The 18786-nt window shown below is 50.1% G+C and carries 23 protein-coding genes; 22 read left to right on the top strand and 1 reads right to left on the bottom strand.

Going from position 1 to position 18786, the window contains the following annotated elements; all coding sequences use genetic code 11:
• Nucleotides 1-81: 81 nt before the first annotated feature.
• A complete protein-coding gene (locus DYADSP32_RS11595; RefSeq protein WP_149242581.1) occupies nucleotides 82-873 on the top strand; it encodes a DNA adenine methylase in 792 nt (263 codons plus the stop codon).
• An 86-nt stretch (nucleotides 874-959) separates the two neighbouring features.
• Here the strand turns inward: DYADSP32_RS11595 and DYADSP32_RS11590 are convergent, their stop codons facing one another.
• Complete coding sequence (locus tag DYADSP32_RS11590) at nucleotides 960-1373, bottom strand: hypothetical protein (RefSeq protein WP_149242582.1); 414 nt, start codon at nucleotides 1371-1373, stop codon at nucleotides 960-962.
• A 166-nt stretch (nucleotides 1374-1539) separates the two neighbouring features.
• Here DYADSP32_RS11590 and DYADSP32_RS11585 point away from each other — a divergent pair, with 166 nt between their 5' ends.
• The 21 genes from DYADSP32_RS11585 (at nucleotide 1540) to DYADSP32_RS11485 (ending at nucleotide 18766) form a co-directional block, all read left to right on the top strand.
• Nucleotides 1540-5358, top strand: a complete 3819-nt coding sequence (locus DYADSP32_RS11585) for a hypothetical protein (RefSeq protein ID WP_149242583.1) — start codon at nucleotides 1540-1542, stop codon at nucleotides 5356-5358.
• A gap of 35 nt (nucleotides 5359-5393) precedes the next feature.
• Nucleotides 5394-5933 carry a hypothetical protein gene (locus DYADSP32_RS11580; protein WP_149242584.1) on the top strand — a complete coding sequence of 180 codons (540 nt, stop codon included), beginning with the start codon at nucleotides 5394-5396 and terminating at the stop codon, nucleotides 5931-5933.
• Between the two features lie 136 nt (nucleotides 5934-6069).
• Nucleotides 6070-6630: a hypothetical protein gene (locus DYADSP32_RS11575; protein ID WP_149242585.1), complete on the top strand. Its 561-nt coding sequence runs from the start codon at nucleotides 6070-6072 to the stop codon at nucleotides 6628-6630.
• A 68-nt stretch (nucleotides 6631-6698) separates the two neighbouring features.
• Nucleotides 6699-7673 (top strand): hypothetical protein, encoded by a 975-nt coding sequence (locus DYADSP32_RS11570; protein ID WP_149242586.1) that lies wholly within the window; start codon nucleotides 6699-6701, stop codon nucleotides 7671-7673.
• A 4-nt stretch (nucleotides 7674-7677) separates the two neighbouring features.
• A complete protein-coding gene (locus tag DYADSP32_RS11565) occupies nucleotides 7678-8079 on the top strand; it encodes a hypothetical protein (protein WP_149242587.1) in 402 nt (133 codons plus the stop codon).
• A gap of 6 nt (nucleotides 8080-8085) precedes the next feature.
• Complete coding sequence (locus tag DYADSP32_RS11560; RefSeq protein ID WP_149242588.1) at nucleotides 8086-8472, top strand: DUF1353 domain-containing protein; 387 nt, start codon at nucleotides 8086-8088, stop codon at nucleotides 8470-8472.
• 107 nt (nucleotides 8473-8579) lie between these two features.
• A complete protein-coding gene (locus DYADSP32_RS11555) occupies nucleotides 8580-9425 on the top strand; it encodes a S49 family peptidase (protein WP_149242589.1) in 846 nt (281 codons plus the stop codon).
• A gap of 26 nt (nucleotides 9426-9451) precedes the next feature.
• Complete coding sequence (locus tag DYADSP32_RS11550; RefSeq protein WP_149242590.1) at nucleotides 9452-9949, top strand: hypothetical protein; 498 nt, start codon at nucleotides 9452-9454, stop codon at nucleotides 9947-9949.
• A gap of 98 nt (nucleotides 9950-10047) precedes the next feature.
• Nucleotides 10048-11049, top strand: coding sequence for a hypothetical protein (locus DYADSP32_RS11545; RefSeq protein ID WP_149242591.1), 1002 nt, complete (start codon nucleotides 10048-10050; stop codon nucleotides 11047-11049).
• A gap of 81 nt (nucleotides 11050-11130) precedes the next feature.
• Nucleotides 11131-11832 carry a hypothetical protein gene (locus tag DYADSP32_RS11540; RefSeq protein WP_149242592.1) on the top strand — a complete coding sequence of 234 codons (702 nt, stop codon included), beginning with the start codon at nucleotides 11131-11133 and terminating at the stop codon, nucleotides 11830-11832.
• A gap of 12 nt (nucleotides 11833-11844) precedes the next feature.
• Nucleotides 11845-12021: a hypothetical protein gene (locus DYADSP32_RS11535; protein WP_414617700.1), complete on the top strand. Its 177-nt coding sequence runs from the start codon at nucleotides 11845-11847 to the stop codon at nucleotides 12019-12021.
• 100 nt (nucleotides 12022-12121) lie between these two features.
• The gene (locus tag DYADSP32_RS11530; RefSeq protein ID WP_149242593.1) at nucleotides 12122-12511 is read left to right on the top strand and encodes a hypothetical protein; all 390 of its coding nucleotides are present in this window, start codon (nucleotides 12122-12124) and stop codon (nucleotides 12509-12511) included.
• Nucleotides 12512-12531: 20 nt separating this feature from the next.
• Nucleotides 12532-13005, top strand: coding sequence for a hypothetical protein (locus tag DYADSP32_RS11525; RefSeq protein WP_149242594.1), 474 nt, complete (start codon nucleotides 12532-12534; stop codon nucleotides 13003-13005).
• The gene (locus tag DYADSP32_RS11520) at nucleotides 12986-13981 is read left to right on the top strand and encodes a DUF6712 family protein (protein ID WP_149242595.1); all 996 of its coding nucleotides are present in this window, start codon (nucleotides 12986-12988) and stop codon (nucleotides 13979-13981) included. The genes DYADSP32_RS11525 and DYADSP32_RS11520 overlap by 20 nt, the downstream gene beginning before the upstream one ends.
• Complete coding sequence (locus DYADSP32_RS11515) at nucleotides 13978-14820, top strand: hypothetical protein (protein ID WP_149242596.1); 843 nt, start codon at nucleotides 13978-13980, stop codon at nucleotides 14818-14820. The genes DYADSP32_RS11520 and DYADSP32_RS11515 overlap by 4 nt, the downstream gene beginning before the upstream one ends.
• A gap of 41 nt (nucleotides 14821-14861) precedes the next feature.
• Nucleotides 14862-17144 carry a hypothetical protein gene (locus DYADSP32_RS11510; RefSeq protein WP_149242597.1) on the top strand — a complete coding sequence of 761 codons (2283 nt, stop codon included), beginning with the start codon at nucleotides 14862-14864 and terminating at the stop codon, nucleotides 17142-17144.
• Nucleotides 17141-17458 (top strand): hypothetical protein, encoded by a 318-nt coding sequence (locus DYADSP32_RS11505; RefSeq protein WP_149242598.1) that lies wholly within the window; start codon nucleotides 17141-17143, stop codon nucleotides 17456-17458. The genes DYADSP32_RS11510 and DYADSP32_RS11505 overlap by 4 nt, the downstream gene beginning before the upstream one ends.
• Entirely contained in the window at nucleotides 17424-17699 is a 276-nt protein-coding gene (locus DYADSP32_RS11500; RefSeq protein ID WP_149242599.1) for a hypothetical protein, read from the top strand. Before DYADSP32_RS11505 ends, DYADSP32_RS11500 begins: the two co-directional genes overlap by 35 nt.
• A complete protein-coding gene (locus DYADSP32_RS11495) occupies nucleotides 17696-18019 on the top strand; it encodes a hypothetical protein (RefSeq protein WP_149242600.1) in 324 nt (107 codons plus the stop codon). Before DYADSP32_RS11500 ends, DYADSP32_RS11495 begins: the two co-directional genes overlap by 4 nt.
• Nucleotides 18003-18314, top strand: a complete 312-nt coding sequence (locus DYADSP32_RS11490; RefSeq protein ID WP_149242601.1) for a hypothetical protein — start codon at nucleotides 18003-18005, stop codon at nucleotides 18312-18314. Before DYADSP32_RS11495 ends, DYADSP32_RS11490 begins: the two co-directional genes overlap by 17 nt.
• The gene (locus DYADSP32_RS11485) at nucleotides 18314-18766 is read left to right on the top strand and encodes a DUF5675 family protein (RefSeq protein ID WP_149244880.1); all 453 of its coding nucleotides are present in this window, start codon (nucleotides 18314-18316) and stop codon (nucleotides 18764-18766) included. The genes DYADSP32_RS11490 and DYADSP32_RS11485 overlap by 1 nt, the downstream gene beginning before the upstream one ends.
• The last annotated feature ends 20 nt before the right edge of the window (nucleotides 18767-18786 follow it).

Below are 18786 nucleotides of genomic sequence, written 5' to 3'. Positions count from 1 at the left end.
GGAATTTTGAAAGGTACAAATTTTTGTCCTTTGGCGAATAGGTGCCGGGGCTAATTTTTGCCCCCCAATCAAAAATTAGCCATGAAAAGAGAAATGAAAACGCCTATTTCCTACTATGGAGGTAAGCAACAAATGCTGAAACACATCCTGCCTAAGATCCCAGACCACGTGGTGTATGTAGAGCCGTTTTTTGGCGGTGGGGCTGTGTTTTGGGGCAAAAAGCCAAGTGAAGCCGAAGTGGTGAACGATATCAATCACCGGCTTGTGAATTTCTACAAGGTGCTGAAGTATGACTTTGAAGGGTTCTTGGAAAAGGCAGACGAGACATTCCACTCCCGCGCGCAGCACAAAGAATCTGAGGTGATGTACATCAGCCAGGCCGATGAAGTAACCAGCCCCATTGCCTGCGCCTGGGCCGTCTGGGTGCAGACCAATATGAGTTTTGGTACAATGATCGGAGGCGGGTTCGGCTACGACCGCTCCGGAAAATGTGCGTTAAAGCTGTTTAACAAGAAAGTGAACCTCACCCAGGACTTTAAGGACAGGCTCCGCAAGGTGACGATCGAGTGTTATGATGTACTTAAAGTGATTAAAGCCTATGACTCCCCGGACGCGTTTTTCTACCTGGACCCTCCTTATGTGTCATCGGATCAAGGACACTATGCTGGTTACACGCTGGACGATTTCAGAGCTTTACTGGATGCTTGCGCTAAGCTGAAAGGTAAGTTTTTACTGAGTTCGTACCCGGAAGCGCTGCTGATGGAGTATCGGGAACGATTTGGCTGGAAGTGTGAGGACATAGAGAAAAACGTTGCCGTGACGCAACGGAAGGTGCCTAAGAAGAAGATTGAGTGTCTGACGTGGAATTACTGAGCGCTGGATTTTCCGGTCAAAATTGGATTTTAAGGAAAGCACCTGCGGGAACTACTAGCTAGAGCAGGTGCCTTTCTTAATAAATATCATTTATGGCCTTTATACTGAGCAACATCCACCTCAATGGCCTGAACCAGCTGTTCTGGCGACATTTGAGTGAGTACCCTGTCTAGATTATGCACAGGGTCAATTGTTACCCGTTTTCGATTGCCATCAGCAGGGTCAATTTCAAATATATATTCTCCTACAACCCTAAGAGGTGGAATCTGAAGGGAAGCGTCATTCATTAACATTCCTAGTTGATGGGTGGTAAGTTGTAAAACGGCTATCAGGATACTTTCACTTTCCTGTTCATACACGCTGATAACAAATCCAAGATCGGAATTGATAATATAGCATTTTGAAGGGCCCAGGCCGGATTTAGTGATATTCTTAATTATAGGTGCAGTTGGCCATTTCTGCTGGATAGCCACATGACAATCATTAACATCCTCATTCATAACGTGTCAAATTATTTTTTCTAAATCTAATCAATATTGAGGAATACTATATTGTAAAGCCCCGTTCAAGGGGCTTTTTTGTGTCCTTTTGGCACTTTTCAACACCCATTTCTTTGCACACTGATAGCTCCGGACATGCTCCGGAAGTGCGAACGAATGTGGGGAAATGGCATTACAGCAAAATGAAACGGTATCGATCACGCTTAAGATCGAAGGCGATGAAGCGCGTAACAAACTGGCGCTGCTTGAAAAGGAAGCCAAAGGACTGGAAAAAGCCCTGAAGGATGTGCCTAAGGGCTCAGCGGAGTGGGTAGAATTGAATAAACAGTTCAATGCCAATGCTGCATCGCAGACCAAACTACGGAATGAAATCGGACTGACGGGACTCACCGTGAGGCAGCTGGAAGCCGAGCTCAAGAAGGCTACCAAAGAATGGAAAAATACAACCTCCAATACCCAGGAGTACGTAGCAGCTGCCAAGCGGCTCGATGAAGTAAAGACCCGGCTGACCCTGATGCAAAATGAAGCGAAAGGGTTGTCGAACGCTTTGGATCAGCCACAGAAGCAGGGCATTTGGGGAAAGATGGTGACTGGGGTGAACACCGTCAAAACGGCAATGAATGCCTTCCTGGCGCTGGCTGTCATTCAGTTTATCTATGACCTGGGTGTCAAGATATTTGACACCACCGCCAAGTTCGAGAAATACGACAAGGTGCTTTCCACTGCCCTCGGAAGCCAGAAGGAGGCAAGCCAAAGCATGGAGGCGCTCAAAAAGATGGCTGCCAATACCACCTTTGGCGTAGACGAGTTGACGGAGGGATACGTAAAAATGGTGAACCGGGGTCTGCGTCCTTCGCAGAAAGAAATGACCTCGATGGCCGACCTGGCCGCTTCCCAGGGCAAAACGTTTGATCAGCTCACTGAGGCTGCTTTGGATGCCATGTCTGGCGAAAACGAGCGGTTGAAGGAATTCGGTATCAGCGCCAAAAAATCCGGCGATGAAACCACGTTCTCCTTTAAGGGAATGCAAAAGACGGTGGCCAATACGCCGGAGGCCATCAATGCGGCCATCGTCGCATTTGGGGAAATGGAAGGTGTAGCCGGCCAAAACGCCAAGATGATGGAAACCCTGGGCGGGAAAACCTCCAACCTGGGCGATAGCTTCGATGGCCTGATGGTGGAGCTGGGTACGGGCCTCCGTCCGGTATTTATAGCGATACTGGATCTGATACAAGCCAGCATTCCTGCGCTGAGTTTCCTTGGCAAAGCGGTGGGATCCGTAGCCCTGGTCGTAAAAAGTTTTGTGGTGGGCTTTGTGGATACGGTGAGCAATGCGGGTAAAGCCATGTACGCCCTGGGATCCGCTGCGGCCGAAGTGGCCAGTGGCAACCTGATAGGTGCCAAGAAAATGCTGGATACCGCCATTGGCTACGGAAAGGAATCGCTGAATTCATTTGCAGAATCGGGCAAGAAAACCAACGCTGAAATCATAGCCGTATGGAAAAACCCCAATGCGGAAACGGAGGCAAAGTTTGCAGGACAAAAGCACGGAGAGGGTTATCAGAAAAAGGTAACCGAAGCTCAGGAGAAAGAGGCTGCTAAGCGGGTAAAGGAAAAGGAAAAGGAGCTGAAGGGATTCAAGGATGCCGAAGACAAGTATGACAAGCAGGTCGCAGCCGACCGGACGAAGGCGCTTGAACTGATAGCTCAGCTTGAAAACGAGCATGAAAGCACGGTAGCCAAAAACGCCAGCGCAGCTGACACCTCCAAGATCGAAGAAAAACGCCGGAAACGCCTGGTCGATATCGCTGCTTCCCTGGCCGATGAAACGGTGAAGGAAACCGCCCGGGTTGCCATAAACCGGAATGCCGATGCCGAGATAGAACGGGTAAAAACCGAGCATGCCGCCAAGGTGCTGAAAACCGAACAGGAGACTGCTGCGAAGCGGATTGAGAACGCCAGTTTCATCACAGAGACCACCCGGCAGGCCGAACTAAGCCTGCTGGACTGGCGTGAAATGGCTGCAAAGGGCAATGCCTCCAAGCTGGCCGACATCGCCAAAGAGCGCGTGCGGATCGAACTGCAGTACCAGCAGGAAAAGCTCACCCAGGAACTTGCAGCCGAAAAGCAAAAGGCCACCACCGAAATTGCCGATACGGACCAACGGGAAGCGGCCATCCTGGCCCTGGAAAAAAGGTACCATCAGGAGGCGATTACAGCGGATGCCGCTGCCGCTGCTGAGAAAAAGAAGATTGACGATGACCTGAGGGAAAAGAAGCAGGCCAACCTGAAAGCCTATTCTGATTCCTTTGCAGCGCTGCTGAAAGGTGACATTGCCGGATTTGCTGCCGGGATGTCGCAGATTGTGCAGGGCCATAAAACGGCCTGGCAGGAAAGGCTGTCGGCCGACATGGCCAATTACGAATCGGCCGGGCAGGCTGCTCAGGCTGCGGTATCGTTTCTGAATGATCTGGCGAAGAAAAAGGCTGAGAAGGCCATTGCGGAATCGAACCGGGAACGTGATGCCAAGATTGCCATTCTGACCAACGAGCTGGCGGTAACGGAATCGTTGATCAAATCATCATCGGATTATGTGACGGCCCTGAAATCTGCCGAGACCGACCGGCTTGCTGAGCTGCAAAGGATCCTTACCTCTGAGACCACCAGTGAGGAGCAAAAGCGGGATGCCTTGAAAAAGTATTACTCGGAGCAGCTCCAGCAGATGAAAGCGGCCGAAGAAGCCAAAATACAGGAGTTGCAACGCCTGGCCAACATGGCCAAGACGGATGATGAGAAACGTGCGATCGAGGCCAAGATTGAGCTTGCCCGGAAAGAATCAGAGGAGAAGATCCGGCTTGCTGAAAAGGAGAAGGCCGACAAGATGGATATGCTCGACGCCCTGGAAGAATTCACGGTGGAGAGCTCCAATACGCTGCTCACCGATGCTCAGACCGCCAGTGAGAAACAAGTGCAGATGGCCAGCGATGAAGCCGAGAAGAAAGCAGACTTCAAAGCCGACCTGGAAGAAACCATTGCAGCCGAAAACCGCAGGGCACGTGCCACTGAGATGGCCGAAAAGCAAAAGGCTTTCCGTGCGCAGAAGAAAGCCGATATTGCTACCGCACTGATCACGGGAGCCCTGGCGGTGTTGAAGGCCCTTGCCAACTTTTTCCCACTCAACATCATCCTGGCTGCAACGGCTGCGGTGGTGACGGGTGTGCAAATAGCCAAGATCAAAAACCAGCCTGAGCCGACATTTGCTCAGGGCGGTGTGATCGAAGGTGGCAAACATGGCAGTACCTACGGCACCGGCGGTATAGCGCTCATTGATCGGGGCACCGGCAGGGAGGTCGGTGAAATGGAAGGTGGTGAGGCGATTATCTCGGCCGATCAGACGGAGGCGAACATGCCGCTGATCAACGAGATGTTTAAAAACGCACGGAGCCCAGGCATGCGTAAGAAAGCCATTTCTTCTGAGCCTGGCCTGAAAGCCTTCCGTGACGGTGGAACCCTATTCGAAAGCCCGTATTGGCAGAAGGACATGTACCTGTTTGGCTCCAAAAAACGGAAAGCGGCCGATGCAGCAAACAAAGCCGAGATGGAGGCAGCACGTGCCCAGGAGGAAGCGGATGCTTATGCTGCTGACATGCCGTCAGCTGATACCGGTGCGTTTGACGGTGTGGGAGGATCGGAGCCCAACCCTTCCACCGCCGAAAGTGATGCCGCTTTTGCTGCTTCTCAGAAACAAGGTCAGCAGCAGCTCAAACTGCTCGAGGAGATTGTGGATGGGACGCTGAGCGTTGTGGAAGCCGTGGAGCGTATGGGAAAGGAAGTGAGTACGCTGGGTAGCAGCATAGACGGGGTTCGGAGCGCTGTGGGTGAAAACGTGGGTGCTACGCGCGGGGTAGAGAATGCTGTGCGTGAGAGTAATGCCAATGGTATACTTCATGCTATAATGGGACGGATAAGCGCTTTGGCCGCTTAATTTTAATTATATTTGGACATCAACAATCCTTACTAATGCACAAAACGATTTCGCTGATCGTGCCCAGGCACGTGAAGAAGTTTATTCTATCAGAAGAAGGTTACAGATTACAGCCAGACGCCGTTTACGTTCCGAAGCGCTCGGAGATTGGAGAGATGATATTTGCAGCCAGCATGACCATCAGCTACACCCAGCTGGCCGAAGTGCGGGAGCTGCCAAAAGGCAGCGAGTGGATTACGTTCCGTTACAACTGCAAAAAGAAAAGCTTTGATGTGCCTATGGAAAAGTACCGGCATCTTGAAGCGTTTTTGATTGAGCATTTTCGTGGGGCCCTTATCAAGGAAGTGGCTGCGATTCACTACGTACATCCGTTCGAAGATTACGCATGGATTGTAAGGAGCTTCCTCGATCGGCGCGGGATCATTACCGACGATGCTGCAGAGAAAGACATCGAATGGGACACGGCTAAGAAAATATACCGTGACTACCTGGAAACGATCCAGAAAAAAAATAGGGAAAATCGGCAACTTTCGCAGCAACTTTTGTCAGGGCTACAACCTTTTTGTCGGGTTTAGAATCGTTTTGTCAGGGCTGTGGCTTTTTCGTCGGGCACAAAAACCGCGTATCCATTCGAGATATGCGGTTTTTTGTTTTTTATGACCTTGATTTTTTGTCTTTTCAAAAGCGAGGTGAAGCCGGTAGTTTCGGCCTATGGCAACAACTCAGACGAGCCAGATATGGCAACCGCAGCAACTCAACCTTTCGGGCATACGCCGGCTTAAACTTGTGGATGCGGAATCATTCCTTTTGCGACCACTGGGCCACAATACAAACAAAGTAGCGTTGGTGCAGCTTACGGACGTTGAGTTCTATGAATTCATTTTCCCGAGTGATCTATCCTGTGTGGCCACTACCTCGCTCGGGAAAAAGGAAAGCGGGTATCCGTACTGGGTGCAGAATATAAGCTTTACACTTCCGCATGTACAGGATGACGTGATAAAGTGGGCAGCACAAAAGGCAGAGGTAAGATGGCTGTTAATAACAGAAGCATACAATGGATCCACACGGCTGCTGGGTGGTAGCCCGCATGGATTGGATATGACGTTTCAGGCTACCACTGGAAGTGCTCCAAAAGAGGAAAACCCCATGGCATTTGGATTCACAAGTGAGCAGCTGCATCCATACCTCGAAGTGCCGGGATATGACGACGCCGTCCTCTTTCCGGAATCGGCAGCATTTACCTATGGTTTCTCCCTCGCATTTGAGGCTTAATCGGCTGTCCTTTTGGCTTGCCGACCGGAAGGATACGTTTGTGACACAATTGATTAAATTTTACGAAAATGCCTTTAAACTGGACTGTAGAACAATTTAATACCTGGGTAGATGCCACTTTCCCCGATAATCAGACACGGATGATATCGGAGGCTGACCTGAGGGATGCATTTAAAAACACGGTGCTTAGAAGTGATGAGCGTGCTGCCAGCGCGGAAGCCCTGGCACTGGCACTGAACAACAGTTTCATTGCCCGAAGCCTAAGCCTTTCCTCCGTAATATACGTGGACGGCACCAATGGCAACGATGCGCGGACTGGCACTACGGATGACAATAATGCGGTGACGGGGCGTGTAAAAACACTATCGAGGGTTGCCCAGCTGCATTCCGGTAAAACTTACAACCTTATAATCAATATTACCGGGGTGCTCAATGTGACTTCGCCAGTCTATCTCGACTGCCATAGTATAAACATTAATATATTATCTGGTGGGGTTCTTAGATTCAAAAAGTACACAACGGCTGGTGTTGGCGATGGCACATATAGGTTGGAAGCGCAATCGACCTGTGTAAATGTATACATTTATGCTGGCTGCACGCTCGAAGTAGAAGATCACGCCGGAACGGCCGGTGTGGGTGATCAGTTTTTTTACCGCAATATTCAGGGTGCCATCGCCATTGTTCCGCGCAATAATGACTTAGTCTACACGGGAGATATGCAGAGTGTCAACGTTCGGAACAGCGGAACGTTTATTATCGGAAACAACACAATCTTTTGCACTGTTGGCCGGAATGGTACAAACAGGTATGGCTCAGTGCGTGCGCTGTACTGGCGTGGGTTTGGGGCTTCGCCTACATTAGGTACCAATGCAGTGGAGTCCGACTTGATCGGCGACCGCACATTTCTGAGGTCGTACCATCCGATATCCAGCACCGACGCCAAAGTGATGGAGGGCGAAACGGTGGTCTCGCCAACCAATAAAAAGCTATGGACGAAACTCGGGGGCACGATAAGAGATGCCATGGGAACCACTTTTGCTTAACATTTTGACTTATATAAATATGGATGGCCTGCAAAGAATTGAAATAAGCAGCTCGCCGGGATACCCGGACGTGGTGAGGAAGATTGCCATACTTGGCAAAAATGAGGACTACAAGGCAAAAACCGTGACGCTTATCTGCGGCATTGAGCACTACGATCAGGCAGGGAACCGGTTGAAGGCATTTCAATCCATTGAGCGGGATTCGTTCCTGCTGGTTGCATCGGACACCAGCTATGTGAACCCTGGGACGGGCGCTTTGGTGTTTCCCGGAGAAGACGGGCAGTATCCTGCCGGCTCCATGGGGCAATACAGTTTTCTGAAGTATGCCGTGGAGAATGGTGCCAATCCTTTTACGATTACAGCTGGGGCGGTGATGGAGGCAGATGCGTACGGACGATTTACTTAAGAGACAATGACAAAGTATCCGGATATTCGAATTAGAAAATACGCAAAGCCTGGCGGGAAAGTGAACTGGTTTGAGCTGGCTGAAGACTGTGAGGTGCCTTACAATAATGGCACACTTGTAATTCCGAAGGGCTATCGGACGGATTTCGCTTCTGTTCCGCGATGGCTGTGGTCGCTCATACCACCACATGGACGGATGGCCAACGCCAGTGTGATCCATGACTATGCCTATGACAACAGGCTCGGCGAAGATGAGTACGGGACCAACTCGGCCAGGCTGCTGGCAGACATCACCTTCCTGTGGCATTGCCGGCTGGACGGTGTGCCTACGTGGCAGGCGATCCTGTTCTTTCTCACCCTGCGTGGGTTCGGCCATAAGTGGTGGATCAGATAACCCAAAGCTCCCGGCAAATATCCGGGAGCTTTTTTATTGTCCTTTAAGAGCTTCTTCGGCTGTAATAATCTTGTATCGACTTAATATAAGAACCGACAAGGTTATCAATGGATCATTTACCTCAATTCATCTGGCACATATGTGACGCGTACCTACCCGAACTGCAATTCAGGCTACGGAATCCGGGCAAAGCTCCCGTAAGATCGAAACTGCCTGCTGCGCTGGAAAACAGAATTAAATTATCGGGCTGGGTGAAGGCTTACAATGACTGGTTTACGGAGACGCATTCAACTGACAAAAGCGTGCTGGTGCTTCCTATTGAGGGAGAAATGAGCCGTGGCGGTGGCTGGTATGGATACGGAAATGATTTCTTGATCAGACAATTGAATGCTGCTGCAACCGACACTGACTACAAAGGTGCTGTATTGAAAGCCAACACACCAGGCGGAACGGCAGACAGTACGCCGGCCTTTGCCGAAGCAGTTGCAAACTTCCGGAAAGTGAAGCCGGTGGTAACCCACACAGCTTATTGTGCAAGTGCAGGCTATTACGTAGCCAGCCAGAGCGACGAGATCATTATGGAGGATCAGGCTGCGAGCCAGATCGGCTCCATAGGAACCTTATTGATTTACGAAAATTACAAGAAGTACCTTGAACAGGAAGGTATTGACATTCAGATAATGCGGGCTAAGGGGAGTGAGGACAAGGCAAGAGTGAACTGGATAGAGGAACTCACCCCCGAAGCACGCGCAGGATTACAGGCCATGCTCGACGCATGCCAGAAGGAATTTGCAGGCGCTGTGAAGCGTGGCCGGGCTGGGAAAATCACCTCCAATGAGGTGCTGACCGGGAAAATGTATGGCGTGAATGATGCGCTGAAGCTGGGCCTGATAGATGCGAAGGGTGACCTGGCTTCTGCTGTAAAAAGGGTAATTACCCTTAGTGGTAAATGATGTATTTAACTTAATTTTTTATAAAAATGTCTAAGCCAAAAACAAGTATTGGAGACTGGTTGAGTAGGACTTTTGGCTCTTCTTACAAAACTATCAGTGAAAAATTGAGTGCCGAAGAGCACGATGCATTTGTGAAGGATGCAGAAAAATTACAGTCAGACGGCGACGAAGGCGATGAGTCGGATGATGATGGCGATGAATCTACCGATCCGGATCCTAAGAGTTCTGAAAAAGGGAAAGGTGCTGACACCATTGAAGCCCGATTGACTGCCCTGGAGACTTCTTATGCCGCTTCGCAAAAGGCCCTGAAAGCGGAGCAGAAAACCAACAAAACCTTGAACAGCAAGGTGACGGAGCTGGAAGGCAAGCTTAAAGTGAGTGAAGAGCAAAAAGCGAAACTGCGCAACTCGGTGAACCAGCTGGGTGATGAAGATGTGACCAATTCGGCTGGAGAAGAAGAGTATTTGACTCAGGCTGATATCGATGCGCGAGCTTCCTTTAATCGCTCAAATCCAAAGAAATAGAAAAAACAAGGTGGGGCATGGCGGTATTCCGCACGTGTAATTGAGAGAAGGGGCCCCACCCTTTATAAATTTTAACCATAATTTAAAGATCGAGGGGAATGGCAAGTGTGAATTTAACCAAGTTGGATGCTTCATTGAAGCATCGTAAAAGTAAGGGTAACGACCTTATGGTGAAGAAACTGACGAGTGGGTGGAATAAGCTTAAAAAATTCCGAAAACTGCGAGTTCTTGACCGAGTGGTGTTGGGCAGCCTGGCTGTGAAGAGCGTGGTGCAACCCGGTGCAAAAGGGGCATTTAATCCTAAGGCCAACGCATTGGAAGTGGAAGCGAGAATTGCGCAGGTAAGACCGGCCAAAATCGATTTGCTTATCACAGAGACTGAGCGTCTTGAGTTGGAGGCGAACTATTTTGCAGAAGTAGAAGGCACAGATGGACGTGATCCTAAGGACTTCATGTTTGCTGACTACATCTACGAACATGTAGTCGAAGCTGCCGGCGTAGATACCGTTCAGGCTGTATGGCTTGGGGATCACAACGCTGCTGGAACAAACCCTGTGGACGTGTGTGATGGGATTGTGACGCTGGTTCAAGCGGATATTGTTGCTGACAAATTACCGGAAGAATTGGTTTTGGTTCACTCAGCTGCTGGTTTCCTGGTGAACGAAGATACCGTTATCGAAGAGTTCAAAGCGTTGGCTAAGAAGTACCGCACGAAGCTTCCGGCCTATGCCGATACACAATCGACTTTGTACTGTGCTCCTGAACGAATAGCTGAATACGAGTTTGCGATGCTGAATAAGTATGGCGCCGTAAACATCTACAACTCGTTTGGACAGCCGGTGCTCTTCTTCGCTAAAAACATCAGACTTGAAGGTGTGCTTCCATTGGCAGGCTCAGACTTCATGATGATCACTCCGGATGATAACATCGTGTATCTGACGGATCGTAAGCAGGATTCAACTGAGTTGGATACCGACTATAACAAGCGTGACCGTTCCGTGGCATTTGTTGCTGACTACTGGTTTGCGCCGAATTATGTTCGTGCGGATATCATGGTGTGTAACGACCTGGGTCCGCGTCCGGCAGAAGACGAAGAGTAAGATTTAGCTGTAGACTGCCGGTTATGGGCAGTCGGCAGCTAATTGTTAGGGTATGTAATAACTGATTTCAATTTATAATCAATGAAGAATTTTCTTAAAATTTCATTTGTGGCGGTGCTGGCCATGGTTGCAGCACATTTGGTTCCGGAGGTTAAGGAGCTACTGGGGGGGGATCTGCATGGTGTGGCGGGTGTGGTAATGGCCATGCCTCCCGTTTTTGCTTCGTTTACCAACCTACGTAATATTGATGAGCAGCTGGCCAACCCTGCGGGAATCCGGAGGATCGGTGTGATAGCGGCAAAGGATCTGCTGGACACTAAAATAGACTGGCCGACATCGCTGGGTGCGACGCCTGATGTGGATGTAGCCACCATGGAAGTGACTACTGCAGTACCGGTTGCGGTTGGGAAAACGATAGCGGTGATTACGCCGGCCGACAACTCGGCTTTCATGAGCTTTGAGAACCAGGGTGATCGTTATTACCAATCTTACAAGCATTCCATGGGCTTTGATATCGCTGGGTTGACGAAAACACAAGCCGTGGAACTTCGCAAGTATATCAATACGGGGGCGATTTTCTTTGTGGAGTACAACGATGGTGATATCCGCGTTGTAGGCTCCAAACTAAGCCCGATCGTGCTAAAAGCCAAGGGTGATACCGGCAAAAAGGGCGGTGACAAACGTGGCTACGTGCTTACTGGTGATAACGACAACTTTGTAACCGAACCACCTTTCTACAAGTCGACCCTGGCATTGCCTGGCATGACGACTGCTGTGGTGTAAACCTGACGAGCGATGTTTTTAAAACTAAAATATAAGTCTGACAGGCCGGTAAACTTTCAGTTTGGGGAGGTGGGGGTTTTGATCGGTGTGGAATCCACGGAGGTGGATGATGAGTACGGCAAAGCGCTACTTGAACAGTTTCCCGACTGGGTGCAGAAAGGAAAGCAACCAGCACCGGAAAAGCAATAGCCAAGAGGCCGGAAGTGATTTCGGCCTCTTTTTTTGATTAGAACCACGGAGTTCCACAGAGTTTAACCGGAGTAACACAGCGTTTTTATTAATACAAATTATGAATCTGAAACAAAAGATTGCCTTGGCCGACCTCGCCAAAAAAGTAGAGAGAGGTATTATTTCCGAGGAAAAGGGAAAGGTACTATTCGAGCAGATCACCGGTAGGAATGCCGATGCGGTACCAGTGCCAGGTGAAGATGACAAACTGGTTGCCCAGGTGGATGCGATTGCGAAAACTGTGGGCAAAGGGAAAGGGGCAAAGGGGAAAGCCGTGGCTGAGCCTGAAACAGAAAAAAAAAGCGAAGCGGATCCGGAAAGCCAGTTCAAAGTAGCGACAGCGGAAGAGGTGTTAAGCCTGTTACAGCAGTTGAAAGTGCAGGAGCAAAATCCGGAAGCGCATCAGGATCGGATCGACACGGTGCGGACGGTGCAGATGGAAGAGCAATAAAGCTTACCGTACCGGCAGGTGTGCCGTTGTCAGCTGCGCAATACCGGACGGCTTTTGCTCAGCTGTGCGAGAATATCGCCAATTACAACCGGTTGGCTGCTGACTGCGCCAACCGGTTGCATGATTATCCGGAGAACATTGCCGTTCCGGAGCAAGTGAAACAGGTACTGCACTATGATGATCTATACCGGATTGAGCTTACTCGTAGAAAGTATCTGCAGGAAAACAGAATGCTGCCCAGCGACGAGCCAGTGCGAGATTACAAGAAACCGGACTTTACGGTGCCGACCTCGGGGCTTGAACTTGGAACAGCGCTCCGAAACCTTAGCAAAAACGTGTCGGTCTGGAAAAAGCGATTAACTGACAACCGATACCCGGACGCTGATCAGAAGCATGCGATGTATGTAGCCCTATATCAAGAAGCAAAATCAAACGCCGACGCTGAGCGCGCACGGCAGCAATCCTTAGCAAACGATGCTCGTAACAACAATTGAAGAAGTAAGGGAGGTGGTGGGTAATGCCATCAGGAAGGAAGGTACTTTGGAAGTACTGAAACCTTTCCTGGATGGCGTTGAGGGAAGCCTGATCACTGACCTGGTCGGAAGTGAACAGCTCGCAGAACTTTTGCCGGCAAGCATCGGAGCGCCGACCGTCGGCAAAACTGGCGAGCTGCTAAAACTCACCAAAACGGCCATTATCTGGAATGGATACCTGGATGCGTGGTATCACACCTTTTATCAGCTGGGGAATACGGGAATTTCGCGCCAGAGGCCAAAAGACACGGAGGGGTTATTCCGCTACCAGGAGGAAGGGATTCAGAAAGACATTCTCCGGAAGGCTGATGCCTCGGTAGAGCGCCTGATGGAGTTTCTGGTGTCGAACGTTGCCTCGTTTCCAAAGTGGAGGGAATCGGAGCAACACAAAACCAACCAGGTGTACATTATAGCTACGCCCACAGCTCTGCACCGATCGCTGCCGGAAGTGACAAAAAGCTACCGCATGTATATGGTGCTGCGTGGCTATATGAACCGGGTGGAGCGTGCAACGGCAAAAGTGGTGATGGGAGCAGCTTTGTTTTCATCGCTCACCACCAAACTGAAAACCGGCGACGCGCTCGACACGAATTACAGCCGGCTCCATGAAATGGCTGCAGAGTATGTAGCTCCAGCAACGCTATTTGAGGCGATGCCATTTATCCGGGTCCAGTTTACGCCCAATGGCGTGCGCGTGATGAACATCATGAACAACCTGCAAGATGAGTCGGCCATCATGGATGAGCAAACGCGCTGGCTGATGGAACTGCTAAGCGTCCGTGCCGAAAAAGCAAAAGCGGCACTCAGGGCATTCCTTAACGACACGTCATCTTTGACGGTGTTCCCGGAATATTTCGAGTCGGGGCTGTATGTGGCTCCCGGAACACGACAATGGAAAATGCCGGATAATGAAGGCAAAAAACACTTTCGGATGTGAAAAAGGTACGGATTGATGAACTGGATGCGGATTGCCAACTGGTGGACAATTATGCAGACCTGAGAAAACGGGGAGACGTGACTGCACTGGTGCGCGCTGCTTACCTGAATCCGCTGAGTGTGGAAGTGAAACTGGAATTGCTCCGGAAACTCTTCCAGGCTCCTGAGCGGGTATGGGAGCAGCTGGAAAGGGAAGAAAATCACGAGGAGCTTTGGAGGCTCATCAGCTTGCTGGACTGGGTGTGGAAAGGGCCGGAGGTACGACCGGTGGATTGGCTGCGGATCCGTGGGAAAAACTGCCTGCTACCGGACGAAAATCTCTATGAACTAGTCGCAGCGGAATTTGTGATAGCGACGGCTCACCTGATCGGGTTTTGGACGGCTGGGAACGATGCGCAGGGAGCTGAAAGCCTTGCGAAGTTCTGCGCTACCATCATGAGACCGAAAAAGGATGTGCTGGAGCGGATGCGCTGCGGATCAGACGCGGATCAGCGGGAGGTGTTCAATTCCGCAAAGGTGGAAAACCGGTGGAAACACTATCTTAAGATAGACCTGGTGACGCAGATCCTCATTGCCCAGTGGTTCAACAATGCCAGTAACCGGATGCTCAAAAGGTTCGGAATGGCCGGTGGTGGTGATGACGAAGCGATCATCAACCAGGGGATATTTGTCCAGGACTGGGAACGGCAGATAGTGAAGGTAGCCGAGAGCCAGGTGTACGGAAACTATGATGCTGTGATGCAAAGGAGTATTAGTGACGTGTTGTCGTACATCGATTTGAAAAATGATGAGATCAGGAGACAGAATCAGAAAAGTAACCGGGGTACCGGGCGGAAGTAAAAAGTGAAAAGTAAAATGTAAAACGTAAAATGGTTGTGGGGATGAGAAAGTTGACGAGTACAGTATTGCTCCTGCTGATGATGCAGTTGAGCTCATTAGGGCAGATTACGATTACGCTGCCTGATTCTATTGCAGGGAAAGGTTGGGTGAAAAACCTGATCAGGGAGGAATTAAAAAAAGCTGGGCCCGTAACGACCGAACCGGTGGTGGTGGATCCAGGATTGGCACCTTGCAAGGAAGGGCCGGAGATTCGTGAGGTTTCCAATGTGACGAGCACTTCGCTCAGCGCTCTGTTTCATGGCGTGGATATCACCTCCATCCGCTGGAAGATTACCAGCGAAACGGATGAAAACGAGCTGCGGAGTGGGGTGATCAGCCCGACGTCCAATACGCCCGGCATCACGTTTGCACCGCTTGCTCCGGGTAAATACCTACTACGGTTTAGCGGTGGGAACTGCAAAAGTGCGGTTACCTTAAAGCCATTTGCCTTCACTATTAAAAGTGAAACGAGTATTCCTCCGGTGATTGAGGGGCCGGGGGTGCCGGGTGTTGTTACACCCGAGCCGAGTAGTGTGACTCCCGCCTGGATAACTAGGGGGATGCCCTGGCATCTTAATGTAGAATTTTCCGGAAATTCCGGAAATTGGCACATTTCGGATTCCGGGAAGGAAAAGCCCGACGATGGCTATGAGTTTCGCTACATTGTTAACGGTGAGCTTCTGACACAAACCGATGCGCTCAAAAATTACAAGTATGAATCTAATGGCCCTATCCGGATTCTTAAATTTCAGACCAAACCAGGTCTTGAGACACTCAATAAATGGAGTGACAGCGAAAACAATTACTACTATTCAACAACAGCCGGGAGGCCATTTTCGCACAATGTAACAGCAGCGCTTTATACCGGTGTTTTTAAGGGTGGCGAGTTGGGAAATTTCTCAAACCCCATTCCGTCGGGATACAATACAACGCTGAAAAATACGCAATGGGCTGATATCGTAAAGTTCAAGCTTCCAAAGGGTCATGTGTTTCATGTTAACAAAGGTGATGCCGAAACATTTCAACAGCAATTTGCTGCCGGCCTGACGCACGCGTCACATTACCAATTACCGTGGGATAATTTGGATAGCGTGAGGCTGTTGAAAAAAGCAGGCCTCACTTACAATTCAGTCCCGCGCCCGGAAGGGTTTCTCGGCCTTAATAAAGTAGGAGCTGACGATTGGTCGAAAGGATACAATAAAGCATGGTGGCCAAAAGGGCCTCTTGATGCACAAGCAGCGACTGCAAAAGCAGCTGTGGTGGATCTTGATGCCGTATGGATTGGAGAAACGCTTGAAGGAGATAGCTACATGCCGCAAAATGAGGATATGTGGCGACACTTCTACCGCCAACTCAGGAAACGGTATGAGTTTGAGTATGGAAAAAAAGGAATTCCATACTACATCTGCCACAACTATTTTCAGCTTGGCATGCCTGGACTGAACGGGAATCCAGAAGAAGAGAAGGCGCTGTTTCGGACGCCAGAAAAAAACCAGACGCTAAAAGTATTTTTACCCGGTGGCACCCTTGCCGACAATAACCTGATCGTAACGGCGGTGTACCTGAGCGCACCCGATCTTCAACTGCGGACACTTTACAACGTGATTTACGAAATGGCTCTCGTAAAGACGTTGAAGATGGAAGGTGGGATTTTCCTTGCCGGCGTACACGAGTGGAAGCCGAATAACTACCTGCAGGTAAATTATCCTGAGGGAGACTTCTACTACGGCCAGAAGATACCCTTGGATCCAAACATCATAATTGGTGCCGCATTTTTGAGCCAGGTATATGGTAAAGTGTACGTTGATTGGGGCGACACAGGGAAAAGCAGCACCAATAAAATTGATTACAATCCACCGTGGTCGGACGGGCTGTGGTTTCCGAATGGCGCCACATCGCCGGCTTCTAACTTCCCATACTTTGCAAGCTCTGGCCCTCGAAAGGGCGCTTATTCCGGTTCGACGGATTTGTCTGCATTTGGGGTAAACCTTTTTGCCAAAACCTTCGGCATAGTGGAAAATGGAGAATCTCGCTACCTAAGGTTTCGTATTGACGGTGGTGCCTGGATCACGCCCGGTTCTCAACAATATGCCGATGAAGTTGTAGATGCATTTCATCAGAAACGCGGATTTGTATATTCCCGGACTCGCGAAGGCCGAACGGCTTGGTTTTACCTGAATGCCTATGCGGATAACCTGGCTCATAAGCTAGACGTGGTTCTGCCAGATGGACGCACTGTAACCGAAACGGTTAGCTCCGCGGGGGTTCACGCAAAACTACAATGAAACAGAAACTGATATTGGCGGCATCGGCAATCCTGCTGGTGCTGGCCGTAGCCTGGCTTGTACGGTGCCTCCAAAACCGGCAGGTGCCGGGGGTGGCTGAGATGATCCGGGACAGCCTGGCGATATCGCTGGAGAAAGCGAAAATGTACAATGATTCCAATGCTTATTGGATGGAACAACACCAAAAATATGTGGCAAAGAGCGATTCTATTAATAAGCTTGACAGTGCTGCCCTGGCTCTGCTCCGGGCAAGGTACAGCGAAAACCTTCGAAGAAGAATTGAAGCTGAGATACGAGCAGGCGCTACTCGATAGCCTGATCGGCTATGAGCTGCTGAAACCCCGCTACTTCGCCCTGGGCAAATCGCATCAATTGTTGACGATGGAGAATGTGGAGCTGAAACTGCAGATGCGATTACTGTCTTTTGACCGGGAGGGTGAAAGGGAGAAGTTTGCAAAGCAAATTGAAGTGGAGAAGCACAACGTGAAGCGGATCCGGAGGAGATTGATTGGAGTGGTAATAGTGGGTGTAATAGCAGTTGCGGCATTGAGATGAAGGAGATATTGGAGGAGTTTGGGTTGAAGCCGAGCGTGTGGCTGATGAGTATGCTGGTAGCTTTCCTTATGGCATTTTACCGGATTTTTGAAAAGGAGCCCTTGCCTGGAAAAAGGGAGATAATCCTGATCGTGATCGGGGCTGTGGTGTGCGTGATACTGGTACCCGGGCTGGTGTACTATGCTTTCAAAATTGACAATCCTTTCCTGATCGCCGGTGCTACGGCGATATGCGTCCACTCATTTGAAAAATATTTGAGAAAGGCTCAAAAGCGATTTGACGAACAATTAAACATCGAAAAGGATGGAGAAGGTAACTAACCTCATTTTCATACTGGCGTGCATCATCGCACTATTTACGGTGTGGAAGATTCACCACCGGTGCAAAAAAGTGATTAAAAAGGCAGGGACGCGGTACGCCCAGCTGACCAGCAACGGACAGTTTGTAGGCCGTTGGCTGCTCACGACCGGAAGCGCGATCGGGCTATTGTGGGGACGGAATTTCCCGGCTGAAACTTTCTTGTACCTGGCCATTGCAAGCTACTTGCTATCGGCCTACCGGTACTATAAAGTTGGCGGATGGCTGGGGGAATTGCTTGGTAAAGTGAAGTGGTGATGGAGATCGTAGTAACGAGGCGCTGGAAAGGAAAGAATAGTACGTTGTCGACCATCGCCGTGGATGGCGTGGCGCATCACTTTTGTCTGGAGGACACGGATCGGGAGCTTACCCAGGATATGACGCCGGCAGACATCGCCAAAGTGAAAGTTGCCGGACGCACGGCGATTCCAGCGGGGCGATATCAGGTGGTGATCACCTACTCCAACCGGTTCCGGAAGAAACTGCCACTGCTCCTGGACGTGCCTGGCTTTGCCGGGATCAGGATCCACTCGGGCAACCGGCATGTGGATACTGAAGGTTGCCTGCTGCCAGGCATGACTTACTGGAAAGATGGTGCAGACTATGTGGTGGGGACAAGTAGGACTGCTTGTGAGCGGTTGCAGGCTGCGATTGTGAGGGCGATTGGGGAGGGGGAGGAGGTTTGGGTGACTGTTTGCGGTTTGATATAAAGTAGTTAGGCGCTAAATAT

This window comes from Dyadobacter sp. 32 (genome assembly GCF_902506755.1).
GTDB lineage: Bacteria > Bacteroidota > Bacteroidia > Cytophagales > Spirosomataceae > Dyadobacter.
The sequence above is the reverse complement of the archived record's forward strand: the minus strand, read 5'-3'. Positions and strand labels throughout refer to the sequence as shown.